This is a genomic window from Pedobacter indicus, assembly GCF_003449035.1.
Classification (GTDB): domain Bacteria; phylum Bacteroidota; class Bacteroidia; order Sphingobacteriales; family Sphingobacteriaceae; genus Albibacterium; species Albibacterium indicum.
The window spans coordinates 655,142-681,437 of the sequence record NZ_QRGB01000001.1; the positions used below are offsets into that span (position 1 = coordinate 655,142).

24 protein-coding genes are annotated in these 26,296 nt (G+C 38.3%); 13 read left to right on the forward strand and 11 right to left on the reverse strand.

Features of this window, described 5'->3' with window-relative positions:
- The first annotated feature begins 40 nt into the window (after positions 1 to 40).
- Entirely contained in the window at positions 41 to 1,042 is a 1,002-nt protein-coding gene (gene nadA / locus D3P12_RS03050; RefSeq protein WP_118193612.1) for a quinolinate synthase NadA, read from the forward strand.
- A 27-nt stretch (positions 1,043 to 1,069) separates the two neighbouring features.
- Entirely contained in the window at positions 1,070 to 2,116 is a 1,047-nt protein-coding gene (gene thiL / locus D3P12_RS03055; protein WP_118193613.1) for a thiamine-phosphate kinase, read from the forward strand.
- 14 nt (positions 2,117 to 2,130) lie between these two features.
- Here thiL and D3P12_RS03060 read toward each other — a convergent pair whose 3' ends face one another.
- The gene (locus D3P12_RS03060; protein WP_245977373.1) at positions 2,131 to 3,480 is read right to left on the reverse strand and encodes a DNA recombination protein RmuC; all 1,350 of its coding nucleotides are present in this window, start codon (positions 3,478 to 3,480) and stop codon (positions 2,131 to 2,133) included.
- Positions 3,481 to 3,685: 205 nt separating this feature from the next.
- Between D3P12_RS03060 and D3P12_RS03065 the strand changes: the two genes are divergently transcribed.
- Positions 3,686 to 4,372 (forward strand): zinc metallopeptidase, encoded by a 687-nt coding sequence (locus tag D3P12_RS03065; protein WP_118193614.1) that lies wholly within the window; start codon positions 3,686 to 3,688, stop codon positions 4,370 to 4,372.
- Positions 4,373 to 4,818: 446 nt separating this feature from the next.
- On the opposite strand, the gene ybeY is transcribed toward D3P12_RS03065, so the two are convergent.
- Positions 4,819 to 5,247 carry an rRNA maturation RNase YbeY gene (gene ybeY / locus D3P12_RS03070; RefSeq protein ID WP_118193615.1) on the reverse strand — a complete coding sequence of 143 codons (429 nt, stop codon included), beginning with the start codon at positions 5,245 to 5,247 and terminating at the stop codon, positions 4,819 to 4,821.
- Between the two features lie 90 nt (positions 5,248 to 5,337).
- Here ybeY and D3P12_RS03075 point away from each other — a divergent pair, with 90 nt between their 5' ends.
- Positions 5,338 to 6,324: a hypothetical protein gene (locus D3P12_RS03075; protein WP_118193616.1), complete on the forward strand. Its 987-nt coding sequence runs from the start codon at positions 5,338 to 5,340 to the stop codon at positions 6,322 to 6,324.
- A gap of 83 nt (positions 6,325 to 6,407) precedes the next feature.
- Here D3P12_RS03075 and D3P12_RS03080 read toward each other — a convergent pair whose 3' ends face one another.
- The 5 genes from D3P12_RS03080 to rsfS all read right to left on the reverse strand — a co-directional run bounded on the left by D3P12_RS03080 (position 6,408) and on the right by rsfS (position 11,442).
- Entirely contained in the window at positions 6,408 to 7,043 is a 636-nt protein-coding gene (locus D3P12_RS03080) for a rhomboid family intramembrane serine protease (protein ID WP_118193617.1), read from the reverse strand.
- Positions 7,044 to 7,110: 67 nt separating this feature from the next.
- Positions 7,111 to 8,181: a PA0069 family radical SAM protein gene (locus D3P12_RS03085; RefSeq protein WP_118193618.1), complete on the reverse strand. Its 1,071-nt coding sequence runs from the start codon at positions 8,179 to 8,181 to the stop codon at positions 7,111 to 7,113.
- A 39-nt stretch (positions 8,182 to 8,220) separates the two neighbouring features.
- Complete coding sequence (locus D3P12_RS03090) at positions 8,221 to 8,883, reverse strand: LutC/YkgG family protein (RefSeq protein ID WP_118193619.1); 663 nt, start codon at positions 8,881 to 8,883, stop codon at positions 8,221 to 8,223.
- Between the two features lie 4 nt (positions 8,884 to 8,887).
- Positions 8,888 to 10,993: an ATP-dependent zinc metalloprotease FtsH gene (gene ftsH / locus D3P12_RS03095; RefSeq protein WP_118193620.1), complete on the reverse strand. Its 2,106-nt coding sequence runs from the start codon at positions 10,991 to 10,993 to the stop codon at positions 8,888 to 8,890.
- A 74-nt stretch (positions 10,994 to 11,067) separates the two neighbouring features.
- Entirely contained in the window at positions 11,068 to 11,442 is a 375-nt protein-coding gene (rsfS, locus tag D3P12_RS03100; protein ID WP_118193621.1) for a ribosome silencing factor, read from the reverse strand.
- On the opposite strand from rsfS, the gene D3P12_RS03105 reads away from it, so the two are divergent.
- From D3P12_RS03105 to pfkA, 3 genes are all read left to right on the forward strand, one after another.
- Positions 11,436 to 12,251, forward strand: coding sequence for a biotin--[acetyl-CoA-carboxylase] ligase (locus D3P12_RS03105; RefSeq protein ID WP_245977374.1), 816 nt, complete (start codon positions 11,436 to 11,438; stop codon positions 12,249 to 12,251). The genes rsfS and D3P12_RS03105 overlap by 7 nt on opposite strands.
- Before the next feature lie 6 nt (positions 12,252 to 12,257).
- Positions 12,258 to 14,387 (forward strand): protein-disulfide reductase DsbD family protein, encoded by a 2,130-nt coding sequence (locus D3P12_RS03110; protein WP_118193622.1) that lies wholly within the window; start codon positions 12,258 to 12,260, stop codon positions 14,385 to 14,387.
- 61 nt (positions 14,388 to 14,448) lie between these two features.
- Positions 14,449 to 15,426 carry a 6-phosphofructokinase gene (pfkA, locus tag D3P12_RS03115; RefSeq protein ID WP_118193623.1) on the forward strand — a complete coding sequence of 326 codons (978 nt, stop codon included), beginning with the start codon at positions 14,449 to 14,451 and terminating at the stop codon, positions 15,424 to 15,426.
- Positions 15,427 to 15,461: 35 nt separating this feature from the next.
- Here the strand turns inward: pfkA and D3P12_RS03120 are convergent, their stop codons facing one another.
- The 4 genes from D3P12_RS03120 to porX all read right to left on the reverse strand — a co-directional run bounded on the left by D3P12_RS03120 (position 15,462) and on the right by porX (position 19,720).
- Entirely contained in the window at positions 15,462 to 16,409 is a 948-nt protein-coding gene (locus D3P12_RS03120) for a YihY/virulence factor BrkB family protein (protein ID WP_118193624.1), read from the reverse strand.
- Positions 16,410 to 16,460: 51 nt separating this feature from the next.
- Entirely contained in the window at positions 16,461 to 17,672 is a 1,212-nt protein-coding gene (locus tag D3P12_RS03125) for an alanine dehydrogenase (RefSeq protein ID WP_118193625.1), read from the reverse strand.
- Positions 17,673 to 17,745: 73 nt separating this feature from the next.
- Positions 17,746 to 18,165, reverse strand: a complete 420-nt coding sequence (tsaE, locus tag D3P12_RS03130; RefSeq protein ID WP_262511125.1) for a tRNA (adenosine(37)-N6)-threonylcarbamoyltransferase complex ATPase subunit type 1 TsaE — start codon at positions 18,163 to 18,165, stop codon at positions 17,746 to 17,748.
- A gap of 1 nt (position 18,166) precedes the next feature.
- Complete coding sequence (porX, locus tag D3P12_RS03135) at positions 18,167 to 19,720, reverse strand: T9SS response regulator signal transducer PorX (protein ID WP_118193626.1); 1,554 nt, start codon at positions 19,718 to 19,720, stop codon at positions 18,167 to 18,169.
- 126 nt (positions 19,721 to 19,846) lie between these two features.
- Here porX and D3P12_RS03140 point away from each other — a divergent pair, with 126 nt between their 5' ends.
- Genes D3P12_RS03140 through D3P12_RS03165 form a run of 6 tightly spaced genes read left to right on the forward strand, consistent with a single transcriptional unit; the run spans position 19,847 to position 26,219 of the window.
- Positions 19,847 to 20,977, forward strand: coding sequence for an acyltransferase family protein (locus D3P12_RS03140; RefSeq protein WP_118193627.1), 1,131 nt, complete (start codon positions 19,847 to 19,849; stop codon positions 20,975 to 20,977).
- A gap of 37 nt (positions 20,978 to 21,014) precedes the next feature.
- Entirely contained in the window at positions 21,015 to 22,256 is a 1,242-nt protein-coding gene (locus tag D3P12_RS03145) for an HD domain-containing protein (RefSeq protein WP_118193628.1), read from the forward strand.
- 59 nt (positions 22,257 to 22,315) lie between these two features.
- Entirely contained in the window at positions 22,316 to 23,344 is a 1,029-nt protein-coding gene (gene lpxD / locus D3P12_RS03150) for a UDP-3-O-(3-hydroxymyristoyl)glucosamine N-acyltransferase (protein ID WP_118193629.1), read from the forward strand.
- A 39-nt stretch (positions 23,345 to 23,383) separates the two neighbouring features.
- Complete coding sequence (locus D3P12_RS03155) at positions 23,384 to 24,796, forward strand: bifunctional UDP-3-O-[3-hydroxymyristoyl] N-acetylglucosamine deacetylase/3-hydroxyacyl-ACP dehydratase (RefSeq protein ID WP_118193630.1); 1,413 nt, start codon at positions 23,384 to 23,386, stop codon at positions 24,794 to 24,796.
- A gap of 2 nt (positions 24,797 to 24,798) precedes the next feature.
- Positions 24,799 to 25,596, forward strand: coding sequence for an acyl-ACP--UDP-N-acetylglucosamine O-acyltransferase (lpxA, locus tag D3P12_RS03160; protein WP_118193631.1), 798 nt, complete (start codon positions 24,799 to 24,801; stop codon positions 25,594 to 25,596).
- A gap of 5 nt (positions 25,597 to 25,601) precedes the next feature.
- Positions 25,602 to 26,219, forward strand: coding sequence for an ABC transporter ATP-binding protein (locus D3P12_RS03165; protein WP_118193632.1), 618 nt, complete (start codon positions 25,602 to 25,604; stop codon positions 26,217 to 26,219).
- Positions 26,220 to 26,296: the final 77 nt, after the last annotated feature.

Below are 26,296 nucleotides of genomic sequence, written 5' to 3' on the forward strand. Positions count from 1 at the left end.
TCATTTACTTTATGTATTTTTGTGAAAGGGTTATAAAGAAATGGAAACAGCGTACGATATAGATTTGAATGAAAAAGGATTTATTGACGAACCAATCGATCCTAATTTAGACATTGTTGAAGCTATACAACAGCTCAAGAAAGAAAAGAATGCTGTTATACTAGCACATTATTATCAAGAATCTGAAATACAGGATATTGCAGATTATATCGGAGATAGCCTGGGGCTCTCCCAACAAGCTGCTAAAACCGAAGCAGATGTCATAGTATTTGCTGGTGTACACTTTATGGCAGAAACCGCTAAAATATTATCACCCGAAAAAAAGGTTTTATTACCCGATTTAAAAGCAGGGTGTTCATTATCTGATAGCTGTCCGCCACATTTGTTCGCTAAGTTCAAAGAACAATATCCTGATCATCTTGTGATAACATATGTCAATTGTACTGCAGAGCTCAAAGCTTTGAGTGATATTGTTTGTACTTCATCTAATGCAGTTCAAATTGTAGAGAGTTTACCAGCAGATCAGAAAATCATATTTGGTCCTGATAAAAACTTAGGGGATTATGTAATTAAGAAAACTGGTCGGGATAATATCGTACTTTGGAATGGAGCCTGTATGGTGCATGAAATTTTCTCACAAGAAAAAATAAATGAATTACGGGAAGAATATCCAGCTGCTAAATTAATAGCCCATCCAGAATGTGAAAATCATATTCTGGAAAATGCAGATTATATCGGATCTACATCTGGCCTTTTAAAATATACCAAAGAAAATGCAGCACAGGTATTTATCGTCGCTACCGAAAGTGGGATTATTTATCAAATGCAAAAAGCCAATCCTGATAAAACATTTATTCCAGCACCGCCAAATAACGCTTGTGCCTGCAACGATTGTCCACACATGAAGTTAAATACGCTTGAAAAGCTATATAATTGCATGAAATACGAGCTTCCTGAGGTAACACTGGATCAAGATCTAATAAAACGTGCACAGAAACCGATTGAGCGTATGTTGGATATTTCCGCTCGTTTAGGATTATAAAACCATCAATTCAAAATAGAAGATTATATGTTTGATAACAAAGGAAGAACCTCTCTAGAGGAGTTGGGTGAATTTGGTTTGATTAAGCACCTCACGGATGCTGTTACAATAGAACAGGAAACGACAACAAAGGGGATAGGGGACGATGCTGCAGTTCTTGATTTTTCAACAAAGAAGACACTTATTTCAACTGATCTTTTATTAGAAGGAATTCATTTTGATTTACGTTATGTACCCTTGAAACACCTCGGATACAAGGCAGTTCAAGTTAACTTAAGTGATATTTATGCGATGAATGGTATAGCCTCGCAAATCACTTTTTCCATAGGTCTTTCAAGTAAATTTCCTTTAGAAGCGATCGAAGAGATTTATGAAGGCGCCCTCCTCGCCTGTAAACATTATCAGGTAGATTTAATTGGCGGAGATACTTCATCTTCTGCACAAGGATTGGTAATTAGTATCACCAGTATAGGTTATGCCGAAGCGGAAAAAGTTGTTTATCGGGATGGAGCGAAAGAAGGGGATCTAATTTGCGTCTCCGGCGATTTGGGGGGTGCCTATGTAGGCTTACAAATATTAGAAAGAGAGAAAAATATATTCCTTGAAAATCCGAATATCCAACCAGATTTGGAAGGGAAAGATTATATCATTGAAAGACAATTGAAACCTGAAGCTAGGAAGGATATTGTTGAGTTATTGGCGGAAAAAGAAATATTACCTACCTCGATGATTGATATTTCTGATGGTCTAGCTTCGGAAATACTACATATTTGTACGCAATCTGCTAAAGGTTGTAAAATTTATGAAGAAAAAATACCAATTGATCAGATGACTTTTGATACAGCATTTGAGTTTGGATTAGACCCTACAGTATGTGCTTTGAGCGGAGGAGAAGATTACGAATTATTGTTCACTGTTTCTCAAAACGACTATGAGAAAATAAAGAATCTGATAGATATAACTGTTATAGGTCATATAACAGAGGAAGCAGCAGGCTGTGAGCTGATTTCAAAGTCGAATAAAGTACATCCTATTAAAGCACAAGGTTGGAATTCCTTTATTAAATCTGAATAGTTCATGCTATTATTCTAATCGCTATCTAGTAGCGAAGAATCAAGTGTTTTTGTAGTTTTAGCACCTAATTTACGCAATTTTTCAATTTTTGAAATTATGTTACCCCGTCCGCTATCTAATTTTTTTCGAGCGTCTTCATGAGTTTTACTTAATAGGTTTATTTGCTTTTCTATTTTTTCCATATCGTCTATAAAGCCAACAAACTTATCATAAAGTAAACCCGCTTCGCGGGCAATAGCTATTACATTTCGATTTTGTCTTTCTTGTTTCCAAAGTCCTGCAATTGTCCTAAGTGTAGCTAATAGTGTAGAAGGGCTAACTAAAACAACACGCCTCTCCCAAGCGAAATTAAATAAATCATTATCCATACTAATAGACATACTAAAGGACGATTCGATTGGTATAAATAATAAAACAAAATCAGGTGAATTTATCTGATATAGATCACAATAATTTTTTGCAGATAGTTCGATGATATGATTTTTAACAGATTGCAAATGTTGTTTAGCGAAAAGACTTTTTTCTTCTTCGACTTCTGTATTGATCCACCGTTCATAAGCAATCAGCGAGACTTTAGAATCGATAACAAGATTTTTCTCGTCTGGTAAATCAATAATAGCGTCAGGTTGCAGACGCTGCCCATGATTGTTAACAAAACTTTCTTGTAACCGATATTCTTGGTTTTTAAGTAATCCAGAACGTTCTAATACACGTTCAAGGATAATTTCACCCCAATTTCCCTGTTTTTTATTGTTTCCTTTAAGGGCTTTTGATAAATTATTCGCTTCATCTTGTATCTGTTTACTCTGTTCAATCAATAGATCTACTGCGCCTTTCAACGAGTTTCTGTCTTTTGATTCCTCATTGTAAACTTGGTTCACCTTATCTTCGAATTTTCTTAAGTTTTCTTTGAATGGATTTATAATTTGAGAAAGATTCTTTTCACTGCTCTCGGAAAACCTTTCTGAATTTTCAGTTATTATACGATGTGCAATTAACTCAAAATCTTTATTCATCTGATTTTTTATCAGTTCTATTTCTTTTCTCTGTTCCGCCATTTTTTCAGACTGAGCATCAAAATAAGACTGTGTTTTTTCCAGTTTTTTTTGTGCTTGAATACTGGTTGCCCGTTCTGCTTCCAATTCATTTTTAAGCATATTATTTTCTTGCTTTAAAAATGAAATAATTGTGTCTTTCTCCCTTTGTAAGCTTGTTATTTCATATTCTGACCGTGTTAGTCGAGTAAGTGTTTCGTCTTTTTCCCTGGTTAATCTGTCAACCCTAATTTTAAATTTCATTGACAAGCCAACGTATGTCACCGAAATAAAAAGAGCTGCTAAAAATAAATAAATCGAATAATCCATTGATAAAAAAATTAGTATAACAAAGCTAATAAATTTAGCTTACTAATAAAATCGGATATTTTGACAGTTATTCCAATGTAATTAGCAAAATATGAGAATATTATTACGAAAACTATTGTCTACTTCGTCTTTTTTGAATTATTTTTATTGCGGTACATAAATTGATAATACATTATTTAAAACACGAAACAAAAGGAAAAGTAAAATGGGATTAATGTTGTTTATTATCATTGCTATCATCAGTTTTGGTGTGCAATGGAAATTCAAGAATAAATTTAAGAAATATTCAGAAACTCCGCTGATGAGCGGAATGAGCGGAAAAGATATCGCTTTGAAGATGCTCCATGATAATGGTATATACGATGTGGAAGTTTTATCGGTCCAAGGAAGATTATCAGATCATTACAATCCAGCAAACCGCACGGTAAATTTGAGTCCTGAAGTATATGAAGGAAGAAGTGTCGCTGCAGCTGCTGTTGCTGCACACGAATGTGGTCACGCTGTGCAACATGCTAAGGCATATTCATGGTTAACACTGCGCTCAGCAGTGGTACCTTTAGTTAATATCGCGTCTAATTTAACATCAGTGGTATTGATGATCGGTTTGTTTATGTTTTTTGCCTCGGGTAATATCCTTTTATTAGGTATTGGAGTAGCTGCTTTAGCGATCACAACGTTATTTGCTTTTATCACCTTACCTGTTGAATTTGACGCTTCCAAAAGGGCTTTAGCCTGGTTAGATATGAATCCGTCAGTGATGGGCGACAGTATTGAGCATAGAGGAGCTAAAGATGCCCTGAAATGGGCCGCTATGACCTACGTTGTTGCTGCTTTATCTGCTTTGGCTACCTTGGCCTATTATGCCAGCTTTTTATTCGGTGGCAGAGATTAATATCAACTGATATTAATAATTAGTAATTTTAAATTTTCTTTAAAGGGAATGGTTTGAGCCGTTCCCTTTTTTTTTGAACGTTTGGGTCACTTCCCAGTCGAATTTCCCTCCCTCTACCTACATAATAAAACTTAACTATAAAAAGGACAGCTGAATTATTAATGGGTTTTTAGTAATCTCAAATTCAACTAAAATGCAAATTTTTCAAAGATAAGAATTCATACTCCGATAGATCTTGTATTACTTGTTCCCGTTATGCACCCGTAGTGCTCCCGTTGCCAACCCGTACAAAAGGTTGTTTGATCGAGTTCACTACGATATAATAACGCGATCAATACGTGTTATAGTAAAACATGGTATATCGAATATATGGTCAATATTTTTCGTATAAAATTGGAAATTGATAGGAATTTATGCCCGGGGAATTAGTTATGGATACGAAGAGGTTATTTCCAACGTTGGGCTAGATATTCGTTTTCCTTTTCCGTCATAAGATATTTTTCTTCTTTATTTTTGTCGGAGTAACCCATCAAGTGTAAAATACCATGGATCATTACACGATGAAGTTCATCTTTGAACTCAAGAGAAAATGTACTTGCATTTTCTACGACACGGTCAATACTGATAAAAATATCACCGGATATTTCCTTGCTTTTTTCACTGTTATCAAAGGTGATGATATCTGTGAAGGTATCGTGGTTTAAATATTCTTGGTTAATTTTGAGCAAATAGGAATCAGAACAAAAAATAAAGTTCAATTCTCCGAGAAAGAAGTCTTCGTTTTCAAGTGTAGCTTGTATCCATTTTCGCAATTTCATCTTACTTTTTAAAGTAAATTCGATTTCCTCGACAAAAAAATGGATTTTCTGGCTCATGATATAAGATTTATCGACGAATTTATTGTTTTTATTTCAACTTTTCATTGACATATTTTCCTTTATTTTAATATTATCTTTGCAAGAGCTATGGAGGCAAAATTTTATAATCCGTTTGAAGATTTTACGTTTGATACTGTCCGGTGTTTTTTAACTGGTGAGAAGTTAGAAGACCCATTATTCTTTCCAGTTTTTCCGAAGTGGATTTTAAAAGACTATGGCTTGGAAGATATGCCTTTCAAGATGCTAGATGAGAATGTAAAGCGATATAGCGATCTGACGCTTCCATGCTGTCAGCGTGTCTACGATCGATTGGAAGCGTTGGACAAGCAAGCTGAGGAAGCTTTTAAAGGGGGGTACAAGGATGTTAGTAGGCTAGATTCTGACTTTCTGTTTCAGTGGATAGCTAAATGGGTTTATGGGATTATTTTTAATGAAATTCAAGTAGGGATAAGACAGCAGGTTATGAGCGGAGAACCTTTGAATTTTTCCCAAACGCTGATGCAAAAATTTAGAAATTTGCACACGATGCTCCAATCGCTGATCCACGACGTTGAATTTGAAAATCAACCACCTTATAGTATTCTCATTTTCGAGGTTGATAATCCAGAAAATACGTACAATTATCGCGATGAGATCAATACATTGGTTTTTTCTCTCAGGATAAAAGATTTGGGTATTATAGCTTGTTTGCAAGACAATGAGGCAAACCTGCGTTATCATCAGGAGGCATTAGATGATGTTTGGAGTAAAAAACTGCATCCGATTCAGTTTGAGGAATTATGTGCCCGCTTTTTTTATTCTTGTTACCTATTTAACCGTTTGCCGGATTACATGGTCACTTCTTTGGATGAAAAGATCTTCATCGAACCAATGTCGCTCTTGGGTGTAAATTCGCGACCTGTTTTTGATCAGTGGCAGTCGAAGACCTATGGGCAGGTATTGGAGAATTTCTGGAAACCCTGGGGGTATACATTGTTTGAAATTATAAAAGACCCTGAAAACCCGATGTCATTTATCTATGATGGGGAAAAAAATGTTATGTCGACCGACCAGATAAATCTACCGAAGGGATAAATCTAATTTTGTTTTCTATTCAATAGATATTATTTAAATAGCCGATGAATGCGGCAATAGTTTACTTGATGAACTATTTTTTGTTAGAACATTTGTCCAATCTGATTTATAAAATTTCCTAAAACTGCTGGATATAAAAGGATTGTAAGCGCCAGGCCGGTAAGTGCACCGTAGAAATGGGCATCGTGGTTGATACTGTCATTTGCCGAATTGGCTGCCCATACACAATATGCAAGATAAAGAGGCCCGAAAATAACAGCTGGAATAGGAATGGGAATAAAGAAAAGATAGATGGACATAGAAGGGTTGAACAGAATGAAGCTAAAGAGTATAGCTGAAATAGCTCCTGAAGCACCTAGGCTATGATAACCATAATTGTTTTTGTGTTTGAAAATTGTTGGTATATCACTCAAGATCAATGCAAGTACGTAAATTAATAAAAATTGGATGTGTCCCCATGAACTGATGTTGGCCAAGACGCGTTCAAGAGGAAATCCAAAGAAGAAGAAAGTAAGCATATTGAACAGCAAGTGCATCCAATCACGGTGGATAATTCCACTAGTCAATACCGTATACAGATTTTTTCCTCTGCTCACTGTATAGGGATGGAGCATGAACTTACCAAAGAGTTGTGGATTTGAAAATGTATAGATGCTTGTAATTAATGTAAAAACTAGGATGAAACTTGCAACGGGTGTATAGATGATGTATTCTTGCATTGTATAGTCTGAGTTACTTGTTTTAAATCTTGATTTGAAAGGTAATAAAAATACGTTAATTTGAAATTTAATCTGCGAATAAATTTAATTGCCTTCCGTTCTTTGGTAAAAAGATATCCGTTCTAAGAGGACTTAGTGTTCTGTCTTTCATGTATTTTTGCTTTGCTATTTTAAAGAGTGAATGGATGCTTTCTGCTAAATGGCCGCTTCCACGCATTCGTCTGCTCCAGTCACTGTCGTTTAATTTTCCACCATGCGATGCCTGAACTCCATGTAAGATCTTTTCAGCCCTGTCAGGGAATGTCTTATTGACCCAATCAGTAAAAATGTCTGAAATAGCACCATTCAGACGTACCAAAGTAAAAGAAGCGGATTGTGCACCTGCATTAGCCGCAGCTTGTATCAGTTTGGGCATTTCGTCACTATTCAGCCCGGGCACAATGGGCGCGCACATGAGCATTACCGGAATACCTTCTTGACTGAGTTTTTCTATTACTTTGAGACGACCTTTGGCTGTTACTGTCCGGGGTTCCATCTTTTGTCGCAAGTCTTCATTTAAAGAGTTAATCGTGATGGCTACATTAACCAGACTTTTTTCTGCCAGCCGTTTTAATATGTCGATATCTCTTTGAATAAGGCTATTTTTTGTAATGATTGATACGGGATGATTATATTCATCGAAAATATTGAGAAGAGACCGCGTGATTTGTAACTTTCTTTCGATAGGTTGATAGCAATCCGTATTGCCTGAAAGCACGATTGTTTTTGCTTGGTATCCTTTTTTATTCAATTCCTTTTCCAGGAGTTCGGCGGCGTTATGCTTTACAATAATTTTTTGTTCAAAATCTAAACCTGCACTAAAACCCCAATATTCGTGTGAGTTCCTTGCATAACAGTAGATACAACCGTGTTCACAACCTTGATATGGGTTAACGGACTGACTGAAAAATAAATCAGGACTGTTATTTAAGCTGATAATTTTTTTCGGTGTTTCTTTGAAAAATTTTGTCTGGTTATTTTCAATGAACTTTTCGTCAAGACCCTCAATAAATTCTTGTACATATTGATTTCCTAAAAATTTATTATTGGGGTTAACTTGAGAACCTCTCCCTTTTATAAAACCGTCGGTGATATCCATCTGATAAAAATACTAAATTTTTTAGTATTTTTATCAGATTTATTCTTTTTTGTCTTTAACTGCAATCGAATCGTCTAATAGAAAAACAAAGAGTTCGCGAGGGCCGTGAGCACCCAAAACGAGTGTTTTTTCAATATCAGCGGTTCTGCTCGGACCGGTAATCAGATTGATCATGGATGGCAGCTTATAATTATATTTTGTTTTTAAGAAGTCTAAACCATCCTTAATATCTGGTAAAACTTGTGAGGTATACGCTACAACGATATGGATATGCGGAAAAATAGCTAATCTTCGTCCTATTGGGCTGCCGCTGCTGATAAGTACACTGCCGTTTCTCGCAATTAACGCTTCACAAAATGTGATACCGGCATCGGCCTTGTCAAAATCGGTATCTGTACTGTAATAAGGGAAGTCATATTTGCCCAATAGGCGTTGTAATTCTGGTTCCCAAACGTACATTTTTCGCATGGTGAACTGTTCTGCTAAAAGGAGTAAATTCTCAACCAAGTCTAGTTCATCTTCACAGAAAACAAACTTCCCTGCAACAGCTGAGAATTGTTTAGCAAATTCAATTTCCAATGGTTCTGTAAATGGCGGATAAAGAGGAGATTCCTCCATATTGAGATATGGATTATCCCTCTTTTGCAACAAAGCAGCTCTGATTTTTTTTAAAATCCTTTCTTTGGCAGTTGCTTGCTTCATTGATCTACTCGGTCTTATTCTCGTCCTTACCTGTACTGTCGAAGGTATCTGAATTATCTCCTACGCCATCGTGAACGAGGTTATCCGTAACAGAACGCTGATCTGGTTCGTCGTTGCCACTGTTCACAAATTCATCGTATGCAGTACGTTTATCGAACGGTCTTTTGCCCAAAAGCTCTTCGAGATCAGATTGGAATAAAATCTCCTTATCTAGTAATTTCTCGGCTAGTTTTTCTAACCCTTCTATGTTTGCCTGTAGCAATTTTTTAGTGCGTTCATAGCAATCAGCAATCAACATACGTACTTCGTCATCGATGAGTTCAGCTGTTTTTTCAGAATATGGTTTATTAAACTGATTGCTTTCCTGTACTTCATTGAATGAAACATTACCGATACGATGATTCATACCGTATACGGTTACCATGGCGTAGGCCAGTTTGGTGATACGCTCTAAGTCGTTTTGAGCACCTGTAGAAATTTTACCGAAGGTAATGTCTTCCGCGACACGACCACCCATCGTCATACATATCGTATCTATTAATTGTTCGGTCGTGTATAAAAACTGTTCTTTGGGAAGGTATTGTGCATAACCCAAAGCTGCTACCCCTCTTGGTACGATTGATACCTTCACGAGAGGGTCAACATGTTCTAAGAACCAGCCGGCTATGGCGTGTCCAGCTTCGTGATAGGCGACGATTCTTTTTTCCTCGGGTGAAATAATTTTGTTTTTCTTCTCCAAACCTCCGATAACGCGGTCAATAGCATCTTGAAAATCTTGCATATCGACTGCCTCCTTACTTCTTCTAGCAGCGATAAGTGCAGCTTCGTTACATACGTTAGCTATTTCTGCTCCGGCAAATCCCGGGGTCTGAGCTGATAGTTTCTTGGCGTCGACGTCTGAGGCTAATTTAATTGGCTTTAAATGCACTTTAAAAATTTGCTCACGTCCTACTAGATCTGGTTTGTCGATTGATATTTGTCGGTCGAATCGTCCCGGACGGAGCAACGCAGCGTCCAATACATCTGGTCGGTTCGTGGCCGCCATGATGATAATACCAGAATCGGTTCCAAATCCGTCCATCTCAACCAAAAGTTGGTTGAGTGTGTTTTCCCGCTCATCATTTCCTCCCATCATGCTATTTTTTCCACGCGCCCTACCGATAGCATCAATTTCGTCAATAAAGATGATACAGGGAGCTTTTTCTTTGGCTTGTTTAAATAAATCTCGTACACGTGAAGCGCCGACACCAACGAACATTTCTACAAAGTCAGATCCTGACAATGAGAAAAACGGAACTTGTGCTTCACCAGCGACTGCTTTTGCCAACAGGGTTTTACCTGTACCTGGTGATCCCACTAACAGAGCGCCTTTTGGTATCTTACCTCCGAGATTGGTATATTTTTTTGGATTTCTTAAGAAATCAACGATCTCCATTACCTCCTGTTTAGCTTCTTCTAAACCAGCCACGTCGTTGAACGTAATGTTGACCTGTGATTCTTTATCAAATAGTTTAGCCTTCGACTTCCCGATATTGAAAATCTGTCCACCCGGCCCACCGCCGCCACTTCCCATGCGACGCATAAGATATATCCAGAAAGCTATGATTAAAACAAAAGGCAATAACGTAAGCAGCCAACCGGTCCACGGACTGTTTCTTTCTTCAAGCTTTACACTGACCCTTTCATTGGCGGGCAGGTCAGCCTGAGCTGCATTGAGTTTTCTTTCCAACGCGTCGAAAGAGCCTTCTTGGAAAACATACTGTGGGCCTTGTGCTCCACTAAGGTTTAAAGGGTTTTCCTGAGGCTGTACTTCTTTGTATTTATCGGTTGATAATTTATCCTTTTTGATAAATACCTCGACAGCGATCAATTCATTTTTCTTATAAGCAATAAGATGGTCCACATCTCCCGCTTTTAGCATATGTTCTTCAAAACGTTGATAGGTGATTTGCTTGGCTGTTTCGCCACTAAAAACATATTGAAGCACGAAAAATCCTAGTAACAGGATCATCCATAACCACATGATATTAAACCGAGGCGGTTTAGGTGTTATCTTCTTGCTGGGTACCTTCTTATTACCTCTTGCCTGGTTTGAAAACTTTTGTTCCATTCTAAATCTTTATAGTATCACAACTTCTTGTTGTTTTTCTGTTTTATTTTTATCTAAATTAAGCTTTTCTTGTGCTAAGCACTCTTGTAATTTTCCATTTTTGCGTCACCCCACAGGTCCTCAATTCCATAATACGACCTTTTCTCTGTTTTGAAGATATGAACGACGACATTTATATAATCTAAAAGCACCCATTCTCCTAATTCATAGCCTTCTTTTCTCCAGGGATCCTGTTTCAAAGAGGAGTATATTTCTTTTTCAACGCTATCTGCTAAAGCTCGTACCTGTGTAGATGAGTCTGCATGGGATATAACGAAAAAATCTGTAACTGATGCATTGAGTTTTCTAAGATCAACACGCACGATATCATTCCCTTTCTTTTCTTGGAGGCCATGAACAGCTATCTCCGAAATGTAGGTGGATTCATTTGACTTTTTATTTTTTGTCATTAAAAATATTAGTTTTGACAATTATTAACATATTTTCAGCACTCTTGCAAAGTAACACTTTTTCAGCATTTTTTTCTGGTCAAAAATTAATTACACTGAATGAGATTGACTCCACAAATGACTATTTGAAAGAAAGACTGTCAAAATCTACGCCAGTTAAGGAAGGTACTGTAATAATGGCAGTTGACCAAAAGAAAGGAAGAGGGCAAAGAGGAAATAGTTGGGTAGGCGAAGCGGGAAAGAATCTAACCTTTAGTATCCTTTTAAACCCCTCGTTTTTAACGGTTGATGAACAGTTTGACCTGAATATTACAATTAGTTCGTCGATCATTCAAACACTAAAACCTCTATTGGGCGATCAGGTATTGGTAAAATGGCCCAATGATATCTATGTAGGTGACAAGAAACTTGGGGGAATTCTGATTGAGAATATGATAAGCGGTTCTGAATGGAAAAATTCGATTGTTGGAATTGGTATTAATGTTAATCAGGATTATTTTGAAAATTTAACCCAAGCGTGTTCTATAAAACAATTATTACAGGAAGAGTACATTTTAACCGACTTATTATACGAACTTTGCAAGCGAATTGATACAAACTATACTGAACTTAAAACTCACGGAGTTTCACAACTTAAGGCATTTTATATCAGGCATCTTTTTGGTTTGAACCAAGTTCGAGAGTTTAGTATAGATGGAATACTCGTTCAAGGTAAAATTGTTGGTGTTGATCACGCCGGGCAGTTGTTGGTTACCTTTGGCGAGTATACGGCAAAGTTTGGCTTTAAAGAAATAGGGTTTATATTTTAATTTAGTATGAAGAAGTTATTAGCGTTGTTGGTATTTGGATTGTTGAGTCTGAGTTCGATTGCACAGATTTATGATCCTGTCGATTGGAAATTCAGTGTAAAAGATGTTAATGGAGAGAATGCGACGCTCGTAATTACTGCAAACATAGAACCTGGCTGGCATGTTTATTCTCAGTTTATTGACGAAGGCGGCCCGATTCCGACATCGTTCAAGTTTGAACCAGATGATGGCTACTCTATCGTAGGAACGGTTAAGGAAAGTCCGGAGGCAATTTCGGCATTCGACCCGAACTTTAATATGCAGATAGCTTGGCATAAGACAAAGGTTGATTTCACACAGAAAATTAAGCTTAATGAACCGAAATTAACGGTGTCAGGAACATTAGAGTTTATGACCTGCAATGATACCAACTGCCTGCCTCCAGAAGAAGTGCCTTTTTCAGTTGTCGTCGATGCGTCAGCATCTTTCACAAAACCTAATTCGGCGCCACTGGAGACTACAAATACTGCTGAAGCTGTAGAACAAGTGGTGGCTGCCCCAACTATAAATGGTTCGGATACGTTGGAAAAGGATAGTGTGGCCGATTCTGCAGTGACTATTGTAGATAACGCAGTGTCAATTGATAGTAATTCAGTGGATTCATTACAGTCGGTTAGTTCAAATAATCCGGATGATACGTCAGAAGAACGGGGTTTATGGGCGATATTTGTTGCCGGGCTTATAGGTGGTTTTGCGGCTTTTCTTATGCCTTGTATTTACCCAATGGTTCCTTTAACGACATCTTTTTTTACTAAACAAAGTGGTAGCCGAAGGAAAGGGATTTGGAATGCAATAATATACGGATTATCCATTATTGTGATATATGTAGCGCTTGGAATGGTGATCACCTTAATATTTGGTGCTTCGGCTTTAAATCAGGCGGCAAGTAGTGCTTGGTTTAATCTGGCGTTTTTCGTGATTATCGTGATTTTCGCAGTTTCATTTTTGGGTGCGTTCGAAATTACGCTTCCCTCTCGGTTTGTCAACAAAATCGATAGTCAGTCGAACCGAGGCGGTTTGATCGGTATTTTCTTTATGGCATTTACCTTGGCATTGGTGTCGTTTTCATGTACGGGACCTATTATCGGTTATTTATTAGTTGAAGCAGTTTCAAAGGGGTCACTGTTAGGTCCGGCGGTTGGCATGTTCGGATTTTCGGTCGCCTTAGCAATTCCATTTATTATTTTCGCTCTATTTCCTGCTTTTCTGAAAGAAATGCCAAAATCAGGTGGCTGGCTGAATACGATTAAAGTTTCGCTGGGTTTTTTAGAATTAGCACTTGCTTTTAAATTTCTTTCAAATGTTGATTTGGCTTATCATTGGGGGATTTTAGATCGGGAGGTGTTCTTAGCGATCTGGATTGTGATCTTTGCCATTTTTGGATTCTATCTTTTGGGTAAAATTAGATTGTCTGAAGCTGATGAAATTAAAATAATTTCTTTACCACGTTTGTTTGTCGCAATGTTGATATTAACATTTACAGTATACATGATACCGGGTTTATGGGGAGCACCATTGAAGGGGATAAGCGCTTGGCTGCCACCGCAGCCTACACAGGATTTTGATTTAAATAAGTTGACTTACGGCGGGCTTACCAATGCTGATCCTAAGGGAACAACCGGCGCTGAGAAGAAATATTCGGATATTTTTCATGCACCGCACGGGTTAGACGCGTATTATGATTACAATGAGGGATTGGCGTATGCGCGTTCGGTGAATAAACCAGTACTGATTGACTTTACTGGTTGGAGTTGTGTGAATTGTAGAAAGATGGAAGCTTCTGTTTGGCCGGAACCCGAAGTTTTAAGGAGATTGAAAGAAGATTATGTGTTAATTTCACTTTACGTGGACGATCGGACTGAACTCGATGAATCGGAAAAATATGTATCTGAATTCAGCGGAAAGAAAATATCGAGGGTAGGTCAGAAATGGAGTGATATGCAGGCAGCCGTTTATGGGACAAACTCCCAACCATATTATGTTATTGTAGATCATGATGGAAATAAGTTGGTGCCTCCTCAAGCCTTTAATCTAGATGTCCGAAATTATGTTGATTTTCTAGATTCTGGCGTCGAAATGTTTAAAAAAAATAACTAAAAAATGAGGTTTATAGGTAAGATTTCTTATTATAGTAGTCGTATTTAAATAATATCACCAAATGAATAAAATTAAAAGTATTGGCATTCTAACTTCAGGAGGAGACTCTCCGGGAATGAATGCTGCTATCCGAGCTGTAGTAAGGACAGCTCTATATTATGACCTGAAAGTTTATGGTGTAACACGTGGTTATGATGGACTGGTCAAGGGGGATATTGTTGAGATGGGCCCCAAATCGGTAGCTAATATTATTCAGCGCGGTGGAACTATATTGAAAACTGCCAGAAGCCAGGAGTTTCTCACAGTAGAGGGGAGAACGAAGGCTCGCGAGCAACTTCAGAAATTTGGAATCGACGCCTTGGTCGCTATTGGAGGAGATGGAACATTTACAGGAGCAAAGATATTTATGGAAGAACAGGGTATTCCTATTATTGGAATTCCTGGTACGATCGATAACGATTTACAAGGTACTGACTTCACTATCGGGTATGATACGGCAATCAACACGGTTGTTGATGCGGTAGATAAAATTCGGGATACAGCTGAGTCACATGATCGGGTATTTATCGTTGAGGTTATGGGTCGGGATTCGGGTTTAATTGCTTTGCGTAGTGGGATCGGTATTGGGGCGGAAGCAATATTAATTCCCGAAGCAAAAATTGATTTCACTAACATGCTCAATCGAATGGATAGCATTCGTAAAAATAAGTCATCTCGAATTATTATTGTGGCGGAAGGCGAAGGTGAAGGAGGCGCATTTGAGGCTGCTGAAAAGGTTAAAGAACGTTTTCCTCATTATGATGTAAGAGTTTCAATTTTAGGCCATATTCAGCGAGGAGGGAAGCCTTCGTGTATGGATAGGGTTTTAGCTAGTCGATTGGGCGTGGCTGCAGTAGAAGGGTTAATTGCGGGTAAATCTGGCGAAATGGCGGGAATCATTTGTGGCGATATCGCATTTACACCTTTTGAAAATGCGATCAAACATATACACACAGTAAATCCTAATTTACTGAAGATTGCTGATATACTTTCCCTATAAAACCTGAAGATAAATTTATGGTGTAGGACTAAATACTAATTTCGTCTTGAGGAGGATGTGGGATGGTCGATGTCCTCTTCAATTTCTTGCTGAACCACTCTCACAGCAAATTTTGATGGGAGGATTTCTCCACATTTCCGCTTGGTATATACTTTGGTGAATTCAGCGCCAAAATAAAGAATAGCAGCCGTATAGTAGACCCATAAAAGAATAATTATGATAGACCCTGCTGCACCATAGGCACTTTCTGGTGCCGTATATTGCATATAGAGACTGATAAGAAATTTACCGGCGATAAAAAGCAATGCAGTAAATATTGCGCCACTCCTTACATACTTCCATTTGACTTGGGCATCTGGAAGAAATTTAAAAATAATGGCAAATAGAGATGAAATTACGAGAAAAGTAATTCCAAAGTTTATCAAATTAAATAATGCACCCATGATGTCAGGGAGTATTCGAACTAAATACCCGCTTAATAATTCGACGATGGTACTCACCAACAAGGATACGATTAAAAGAAAACCAAGCCCGATAATCATTGAGAAAGAAATCACACGATCAAGCAGCATCTTTTTCCAGCCTTTAGTCGCTTTGGCTTTCACACCCCAAATAGCATTAATTGAATCTTGTATTTCGATAAAGACAGTGGTTGAACCGACGATTAAGGTTCCCACTCCGATCACAATTGCTATTCCTGATTTTTCAGATAAACTAATCTGCTTAATGATGTCTTGAATTTGTGCTGCTGCTTTAGCTCCAACTAATTCATTGATCTCCGAGAAAATTTCTCCGCTCGAAGCGTCCTCCCCATAGAAAAAGCCAACTGTCCACATCAGAATCAAAATGAGTGGAGCTAAAGAAAAAATAGTATAATAAGCTAAAGAAGCACTTTTTTTCATCACTTTATCTTCAGAAAAACCAGCCAGGGTTTCTTTAATAAGAGAAAAGATATCTGAGAAAAACTTCTTTTTAAAAATCATAAGCAGGTGCAATTTTTATAAACAAACGTTCAACTCGGCGATTAGTTTGTATTATCTTTGAGAAAAAGCGATCAACTCGAGATCTTTTGGCGTCATGTTAAATCGTTCGCCTATGTCCTTATTGGTTAACGCACCTTGGTAGAGATATACAGCATTTCGGATGCCGGGACGATTCCATATCAAATTCATGATACTTCCTCGTTCACCGATTTCAAGCAAAATTGGAGTAAAGATATTCGTTAAGGCATAGGTGGCGGTCCGTGCTACTCGGGAAGCAATGTTGGGAACACAGTAGTGAATAACATCGTGTTTCCGAAACGTGGGCTTTAGATGATTTGTAATTCGAGAGGTTTCGAAACATCCACCCTGATCGATGCTTACATCGATCAGTACCGAGTTGGGTTTCATTTTTTCAACTGTAGGTTCATCGATGATGCATGGGCAGCGACCGTTATTAGACCGTACGGCACCGATGACAACATCTGAGCTCAATACTGCTTTTCTGAGGACAATTGGTTGCATAACAGATGTAAATACTAGGCTTCCAATGTTGGTTTGAAGTCGTCGCAATCGATAAATTGAGCTGTCGAAAACTTTGACTTGCGCTCCTAAAGCCAACGCGGTTCTGGCTGCATATTCAGCAACTGTGCCGGCTCCGAGGATGACAATTTCAGTTGGAGGAACTCCGGTTATTCCTCCCAACATCAAACCCTTTCCTTCAAATACGTTGCTAAGATATTCCGCGGCAATAAGTACGGAGGTTGCACCAACGATCTCGCTCATTGCCCGGACAACGGTTAGGATGTTTCCTTCATCCCGAAGATATTCATAGCTGATAGCCGTAATTTTTTTCCGCATCATAGCCTGAAGGTGGCTAAGACTTAACAGAGAGGGTTGTTGTGATGAAAAAAGAACTTGTCCATTTTTCATCAGGTCAATTTCTTCAATCGTAGGAGGAGCGATTTTTATGATAAAATCAGCACGATATACACTAGGTTTATCGGGTACAATCTCAGCACCCTGTTCACTGTAATGGTGATCGAGAAAGTTCGCGGATTCGCCTGCGCCGCTTTCCATGATAACTCGATGTCCGTTTTCTACGAGTAAGGCGACGGAAAGAGGTGTTAATGCAATGCGTTTTTCCTGAAATGTCACTTCCTTTGGAATCCCTATAAATAGCTCATTTTTTTTTCTGCCCGTTTCTTGGAGCATTTCTTTTGGTTGCCTTAAGGCCTGCTTCGCTAACTTAGAAAACTCGTTCATACATGAAATTATTCACAAACGGGGATTAATATACGAAAATAAACCATAAAGTAACTTAAAAAGCATGAGTAAACTACTTCATGAGTCGGACTATACGGGATTGCAAACCGGTTATTTCTATCTCAATAAATGCAGCGTCATCCGGAAGCAATGTGGGGATTTTTTTGGGCCACTCTACCATGCAATAGTGGCCTGAATAGAAGTACTCTTCATAGCCCAGATCATACGCTTCTTGCTCATTTTTTAGACGGTAAAAATCGAAATGATAGACAGGTCCTTCGGATCCTTGGTATTCGTTAACGATTGAAAAGGTTGGACTGCTGACGTTTTCTTTCACACCAAGACTAGCACAGATAGACTTGATTAACGTTGTTTTTCCAGCACCCATGGGAGCATCGAAGAGAAAGACTCGCTTGTTGGAATCTGCTGACATTAATAAGTTTTCTGCCGCTTGCGGTAAAGCGTCAATACTGGGAACAATAAATTCTTTCAATTTATTTTGAGCTATAAGTTATATAAGGGATGATAATTTCTTCCATTGAAATTCCTCCATGCTGGAAAGTTTCGTTGTAATAATTGACAAACTGATTATAATTGTTGGGATATACAAAGTATGTATCCTCTTTAGCGAAAATAAAACTAGAACTAACATGCAGTTTCGGAAGCATCGCTTCATGTGGGTTCTTTATATGAAACACGTCTTTTGGGATAAAGTTTAGATTTTTTCCTTGTTTGTAACGAAGGTTCGTGTTGGTGTTTCTATCGCCGATGACTTTGCTGGCATGTTTAACACGTATGGTCCCATGGTCGGTGGTTACAACAATTCTGACATTCTTTTGTGATAATTTCTTTATTGCTTCCAATAAGGGAGAATGTTCAAACCAAGAAAGTGTTAAAGATCGATAAGCAGATTCATCACTCGCTAATTCTCGAATCATAGCCATGTCAGTCCGTGCGTGCGACAGCATATCAACAAAATTATAGACAAGCACGTTTAAGTCATTGTCCATAAGGTTATAGATGTTATCTGCGATCTCGCGTCCTTGTTCTAGAGTTAAAATCTTATTATAGGAAAACTTGCTGTTTTTACGCAAGATACGCTTAATCTGATCGGCAATGAAGTCTTCTTCATGGAGATTTTTGCCACCTTCGTCTTCATCATTTTGCCACATATCAGGATAGCGTTTTTCCATATCTAATGGCATGAGTCCGCTGAATATTGCATTTCGTGCATACTGTGTGGCAGTAGGAAGAATACTGTAGTAATGATCTTCTTCGTCCAAGCGGAAATAATTACTGATAATGTTATTGATAATCCTCCATTGATCGTAGCGCAAATTATCTATCAGGAAAAAAAATGTGGGTTTATTATCTTCGAGTGAGGGGAAAAGCTTTTTTGAAAATAGCTGATGAGACATAATCGGTCCTTCTTCGGGCGACTTTATCCAATCGATATAGTTGTTTTCGATGAATTTGGAGAACTGAGCGTTTGCTTCTGCCTTTTGCAAGGTAAGTACCTCATGCATGCCGGCGTCTTCAAGCTTCTCAAGTGATAACTCCCAATAAACTAGCTTTTTATAAACTTCCGCCCATTGCTCGTGATTCAAGCGGTCATTGAGTGTCATACCTAATACCCGGAAATCTTGCTGATATGCAGTAGACGTCTTTTCGCTTACGAGTCTTTTGTTCTCAGTAAGTTTTTTAATTGTTAAGAGAATCTGTTTCGGATTTACTGGCTTTATCAGATAGTCGTCTATTTTTGAACCGATAGCATCTTCCATTAAATGCTCTTCCTCGTTTTTGGTGACTAGTACCATAGGTACAGCAGGGTTAATACTTTTTAATGCAGCTAATGTCTCAAGCCCAGTTAGACCCGGCATGTTTTCATCTAGAAAAACCAAATCGAAATAAGCATTCTTAAATGCCTCAACAGCATCTGTCCCGTTGGTAACGGTTTTAACAAAGTACCCTTTCTCATTGAGTAGGAGTATATGGGGTTTTAATAGATCGATCTCGTCATCAGCCCACAATATATTGGTTTCTTGCATTTTCTTATTTTTTTTGTAAGTTCACGAACTTAAAAGAATGTTTGTGGAACTCTTGTTTTTTTAACAAAGATTAACAAAAATCCTTTTTGTCTACTAGTAAATAAAAATAAGTATTTACCTAACCCTATGCAAACAAACTCCAATCGACTTTTATCACTTGATGTATTTCGAGGTGCTACTGTCGCGGCGATGATCTTAGTAAACAACCCTGGGAGCTGGAGCAATATTTATTCTCCGCTTCGGCATGCTGAATGGAATGGCTGTACGCCGACAGATTTGATTTTTCCTTTCTTTTTGTTCATCGTAGGGGTATCGATTGCATATGCATACGGAACAAAGAAATTAGTTAGAGATAATCACAGCAGTTTATTGGCGAAGGCAGGTAAAAGAGCGCTGATTTTATTTGGATTAGGGTTAATGTTATCACTTTTCCCACAAGTCTTTGTGGATCCGGTAGGTGCTTTTGAGGTTGTTCGTATTCCGGGTGTATTGCAAAGAATTGCCATCGTCTTTTTTGTTTCTACATTATTATTCTTAAAGCTATCAACAAAGGGTGTTTTAAGAGTTGGAATTGTGTTCTTGGTTGTTTATTGGATTATTATGACTTTTATTCCAGTTCCTGGAGTGGGGGCTGCAAACCTAGGCAAAGAAACCAATATGGGTGCGTGGCTTGATCGAACTTTGTTAACTGAGGCACATTTATGGAAATCTGCCAAGACTTGGGATCCTGAAGGTATCCTTAGCACGGTGCCGGCGATATCTACTTGCTTATTTGGTGTTCTGGTAGGGGTTTATCTTAAAAGGAAGGATATTGACCAGGGTACTAAAGTTGCTTGGCTTTGCTTTTATGGGTTTCTATGCTTTGTTATTGGTATGGCTTGGGGATTACAGTTCCCATTGAATAAATCGCTATGGACAAGTTCTTTCGTGCTGTATACAGGTGGGTTGGCGACGCTGGTGTTAGCCTTAACATATTGGAAAATAGATTGCAAGAAACATATTCGCTTTACGAAACCATTTTTAATATTCGGTGTAAATGCGATTACGGTATTTTTCTTTTCTGGAATAATGGCCCGATGCTTGAGTTTAATAGAAGTTGGTGGGGGACTTAGCCTTAAGGGGTGGATTTATAGTACATTTATGATTCCGTACTTTTCTCCCAATAATGCGTCGTTAATCTACGCTCTTTTTTTTACATTGATTTGGGCAGGCATTGCATTGCTAATGTTCAACAAGAATATCTTCATAAAAGTCTAGTCATAAAGTAACACCTTTGTATCAAGCATTTTCAAAATTGAAAAAGAAAAAAATAATCAACGATCCTATCTACGGTTTTATATCGGTGCCGGAGGGATTAATTTTCGAGTTAATTGAGCATCCCTACTTTCAGCGTTTGAGGAATATCAAACAAGTAAGCTTAACGCATATGGTGTATCCAGGTGCTTTGCACACTCGGTTTCAACATGCCTTAGGAGCTATGCACCTAATGGGGCTAGCCATGGAGACGTTGAAAGGAAAAGATATCGAGATAACTTCCGAAGAAGAAGAGGCGGTTATAATCGCTATCCTTTTGCATGATATCGGGCATGGACCGTTTTCCCATTCATTGGAACACTCGATTGTGGAGGGAGTTTCCCATGAATATATCTCGGATCGAATCATGGATGACCTAAACAAGAGTTTTGAAGGGAAGTTAACGTTGGCTATTGCTATTTTTCGAAATCAATATCCAAAATTATTTCTCCATCAACTGGTTTCAAGTCAGTTAGATACAGATCGAATGGACTATCTAATTCGAGATAGTTTTTATACTGGTGTCACAGAGGGAGTTATTAGCTTTAATCGGATTATCAAAATGTTGACTGTTGCGAACAATGAACTTGTTGTAGAGGAAAAGGGTATTTATTCGATCGAGAAGTTTTTGATAGCGAGACGTTTGATGTATTGGCAGGTTTATCTTCATAAAACCGTTGTGAGCGCCGAGCAGATGCTGATAAGAATATTGCACCGAGCAAAACAGCTAGGTTTGGAAGGGCAGTCTTTATTTGCAACACCTCCTTTGCAACATTTTCTGGAAAGACAAGTTACTAAGGAGTCGTTTGAAAAGTCTCCTGTTCACTTGGCGACTTTTCTTAAATTAGATGATATAGATATTTTAGCCAGTATGAAGGTTTGGGTTGGTCATCCGGATAGGACATTGTCTCTCTTATGCCGACAATTGCTAAGCCGACAACTGAATCGGGTGGAGATTTTGAATAACGAGCCGGATGATAAATATTTAGAACGAATAAAAGCAGTCGCTATGCAGTATTTTTCTCTTTCTAAACGTGAAGTCGATTATTTTGTTTATTCAACTGTTATATCAAATAGCGCTTATGATATTGAGAATGAAAGTATTAATATTTTAATGAAAGATGGCTCAATTAAAGATATTACTGAAGCGTCTGATTTGTCAAATCTAGAAGTACTCTCACAAACAGTAGAAAAGTATATTGTTTCTTTTCCTAAGGAACTTCATTCAAAAGCTTTAATTTAGCGCCTGGATTATTTGATTTTAATTGTTTGTTCATAAATTAATAACATTTAGATTTGCAGATGCAATTTACCGCGCAACAAATTAGCGATATCGTTAACGGTACGGTTGAAGGTGATTCTAGCCAGACGGTTTCCGAAATGTCAAAGATCGAGGAAGGTCAGGAAGGCAGTATTTCCTTTTTGGCAAATCCTAGATATGAAAATTACTTATATACCACCCGTGCATCGATCGTAATAATAAACGAAGATCTCGTTCTTAAGCAAGCGGTTAAACCCACACTTATTCGTGTTAAAAACGCATACACAGCTTTTTCGATTCTATTAGATGCATATAATCAACTCCGAGCCGATAAGAGTGGCGTCGAAGAGCCGTCCTTTATCCATCCAAGTGCTGTAATCGGAAAGAACGTATACATTGGTGCTTTTTCTTATATAGGAGCAAACGTTCGGATTGGTGATCATACGAAAATATATCCGAACAGTTATATTGGAGATTCAGTAATGATTGGTTCGTTTTGCACGCTTTACGCTGGAGTTAAGGTATACTTCGATAGCGTAATTGGAGACCGGGTTATTATTCATGCGGGTGCGGTCATTGGTAGTGACGGTTTTGGTTTTGCTCCTCAAGAAGACGGGACTTATAAAAAGGTAAGTCAAATTGGAAATGTTTTGATCGGTGATGATGTTGAAATTGGAGCTAATACCACAATTGATCGCGCTACCTTAGGGTCGACGAAGATTCAGAGTGGGGTTAAATTAGATAATCTGATTCAGTTAGCACATAATGTTGAACTAGGTCAAAATACGGTAGTGGCTGCTCAAACAGGCATTTCGGGCAGTACTAAGATTGGCGAAAACGTTGTTTTAGGGGGGCAGGTGGGTGTTGCCGGACACATCAGTGTAGCAGACGGTTCACAAGTGCAAGCGCAGTCGGGAATTAACCGATCCATTACTCATCCAGGCAAAAAATGGGCAGGTACCCCAGCATTTAGTTACACTTCTCAAATGAGGATACAAGTGACTTTACAAAAGCTGCCTGGGTTGGAAAAGCGAATAGAACAATTAGAGAACTTAATATATAAGAGTTAACTTTAATCTTAAATAGAAAATTACGCGAAGTTTGAAAGAATGAATGCTAAACAGAGAACTATTAGAAATGAAGTAACTATTTCGGGTGTTGGCTTGCATACGGGGAAGCCTGCTTCATTGACGTTTAGAGCAGCACCAGAAAATCACGGTTATAAATTTAAAAGAGTCGATCTTGAGGGAACCCCAATTATCGACGCAGATGTGGATAATGTAAGTGATACCTCTAGAGGAACAACGATTTCGCAGAATGGTGCTAGTGTTAGTACAATTGAACACCTGTTAGCGGCTCTTGTTGGCATGGAAATAGACAATGTACTGATTGAGATTGATGGTCCAGAGGTTCCAATTATGGATGGTAGTTCCTCTTTTTTTACTGATGCTATCGAAGAAGCGGGGTTTGTAACGCAGAATGTAGATCGTGAATATTATGTTATTCCTCATAATATGCATTATTCTGAACCAGATAGAAGGGTAGAGATGGTGGCTATGCCGCTTGATGACGGCTATAGGTTGACGTGTATGATTGATTATAACTCTCCTGTTTTAGGTAGCCAGCACGCGTCAATTTCTAATATAGATGAATTTAAGTCAGAGATAGCTTCTTCACGAACGTTTTGCTTTTTACATGAATTGGAAGCATTAGTAGAGAATAACCTAATCAAAGGGGGCGATCTTAATAACGCAATCGTCATTGTCGATAAACAGGTGAGTGAAGATGAGTTAACAGAGCTTGCAAAACTTTTCAATAGAAAAGATATTAAAGTAGCAAAAGAAGGAATTTTAAATAATATAGAGTTAAGGCATCAAAATGAGCCAGCTAGACATAAACTGCTAGATATGGTTGGCGATTTAGCACTTATTGGGATGCCAATAAAAGGTCATATTATGGCGGCGAGACCAGGTCATGCCGCAAATGTTGCATTTGCGAAAAAAATTAAAGCGGCTATCAAAAAAGAAAAAAACAAAAAGAGGATTCCGACCTATGATCCTTCAGCAAAACCGTTGTATGATGTCGTTCAGATCATGGACATCTTACCACATAGGCCACCGTTCCTATTTATTGACAAAATATTAGAACTCTCGAAGACGCACGTCGTTGGAGTGAAGAATGTAACAATGAATGAAGGATTCTTCGAAGGACATTTTCCGGGGGCTCCAGTCTTCCCAGGTGTAATCCAAGTGGAGGCAATGGCTCAGACGGGGGGTATACTTGTTCTAAGTACGGTACCAGACCCTAGAAATTACTTAACTTTATTTTTGAAAATTGACAATGTAAGGTTCCGGGCACAAGTATCTCCCGGTGATACAGTTGTCTTTCGTTGCGACTTGATGGAACCAATTAGACGGGGTATTGCACAGATGAAGGGGGTTGGTACCGTTGGTGAGAAAGTAGTTGTAGAAGCAGAAATGATGGCTCAAATTGTTAGAGTAAAAGATAGCGAAACCGCATAAATATGATTCAACCATTAGCATATATTCACCCTGAAGCAAAAATTGCTAATAATGTAGTTATTGAACCATTTGTAACTATCCATAAGAACGTTGAGATTGGACAAGGTACTTGGATCGGCTCTAACGTTACTATTATGGAGGGTGCGAGGATTGGTAAGGGATGTAAAATTTTTCCAGGTGCGGTAATTTCAGGAATACCACAAGACTTAAAGTTTGATGGTGAAGAAACCACTGCCGAAATCGGAGACAACACAACCATCCGAGAGTGTGTAACGATAAATAGAGGGACCAAAGATCGTTGGAAAACTGTTGTAGGTAATAATTGTTTGATTCAGGCTTATAGCCATATCGCGCATGACTGTATTGTTGGGGATAATTGTATTTTCTCAAATAGTAGTACGTTGGCGGGACACATTACAGTTGGTGATTATGTAGTGCTGGCGGGAATGGTAGCAGTACACCAGTTCTGTAGTATAGGCTCTCATGCGTTCATTGCAGGCGGTACTTTGGTTAGGAAAGACGTTCCCCCATTTGTAAAGGCAGCGAGAGAGCCTATAGCTTATGTCGGAATCAATTCGGTCGGCCTTCGTAGACGGGGATTTTCATCGGAAATGATCAATGAAATCCAAGATATTTATCGGACACTCTTTGTAAAGAACAATAATCTGTCGAAAGCATTAGGAATTATTGAGACCGAATATAAACCTACAGAAATTCGAGATGAAATTATCGATTTTATAAGAAATTCTAACCGCGGCGTAATGAAGGGTTTCGGACAAGGTAAGTTAGGGGTGATGTAAATAGAATGGATATCATACTTGACAACGTTGGTAGACGATTTAATCAAGAGTGGATCTTCCGAAAGATTAGCTACCACTTCGCTCAAGGGGAGTCCTATGCTGTTCTTGGTCCAAATGGTTCGGGGAAGTCAACATTGCTCCAGATATTATCTGGCAACCTAAGTATTTCTGAAGGAAGCGTAAAATATACGGACGGTACCAGCCTGATTGATATAGAGTCGGTTTTCAGGTATCTATCAATAGCTACACCGTACCTTGAATTAATTGAAGAGTTCACCCTAATAGAGTTACTATCATTTCATTTTCGTTTCAAAAATCCAGTTCAAGGATGGGATATAGATCGGATGATTGATTTCTTAGGACTGATCGGATCGAAACAAAAAGAAATTCGATACTTTTCATCTGGTATGAAGCAGCGTGTTAAATTATTATTAGCTTGCTGTACCGAAACTCCGGTATTGCTATTGGATGAACCCACTACGAATCTCGACAAACAAGGAGTAGATTGGTATTATAAGTTAATTGAGAGTTTTTCTATTAACCGTCTGGTCGTCGTATGTTCAAATCAGCCTGCTGAATATGCTTTTTGTAAAAAGCAATTACTTATAAGCGATTATAAATAGCCTACGATTGTCCAGTATACGGTTTTATCATTGAAACAACTATCTTTGTCAGAAGAAATGTTGAATTTAAATATACT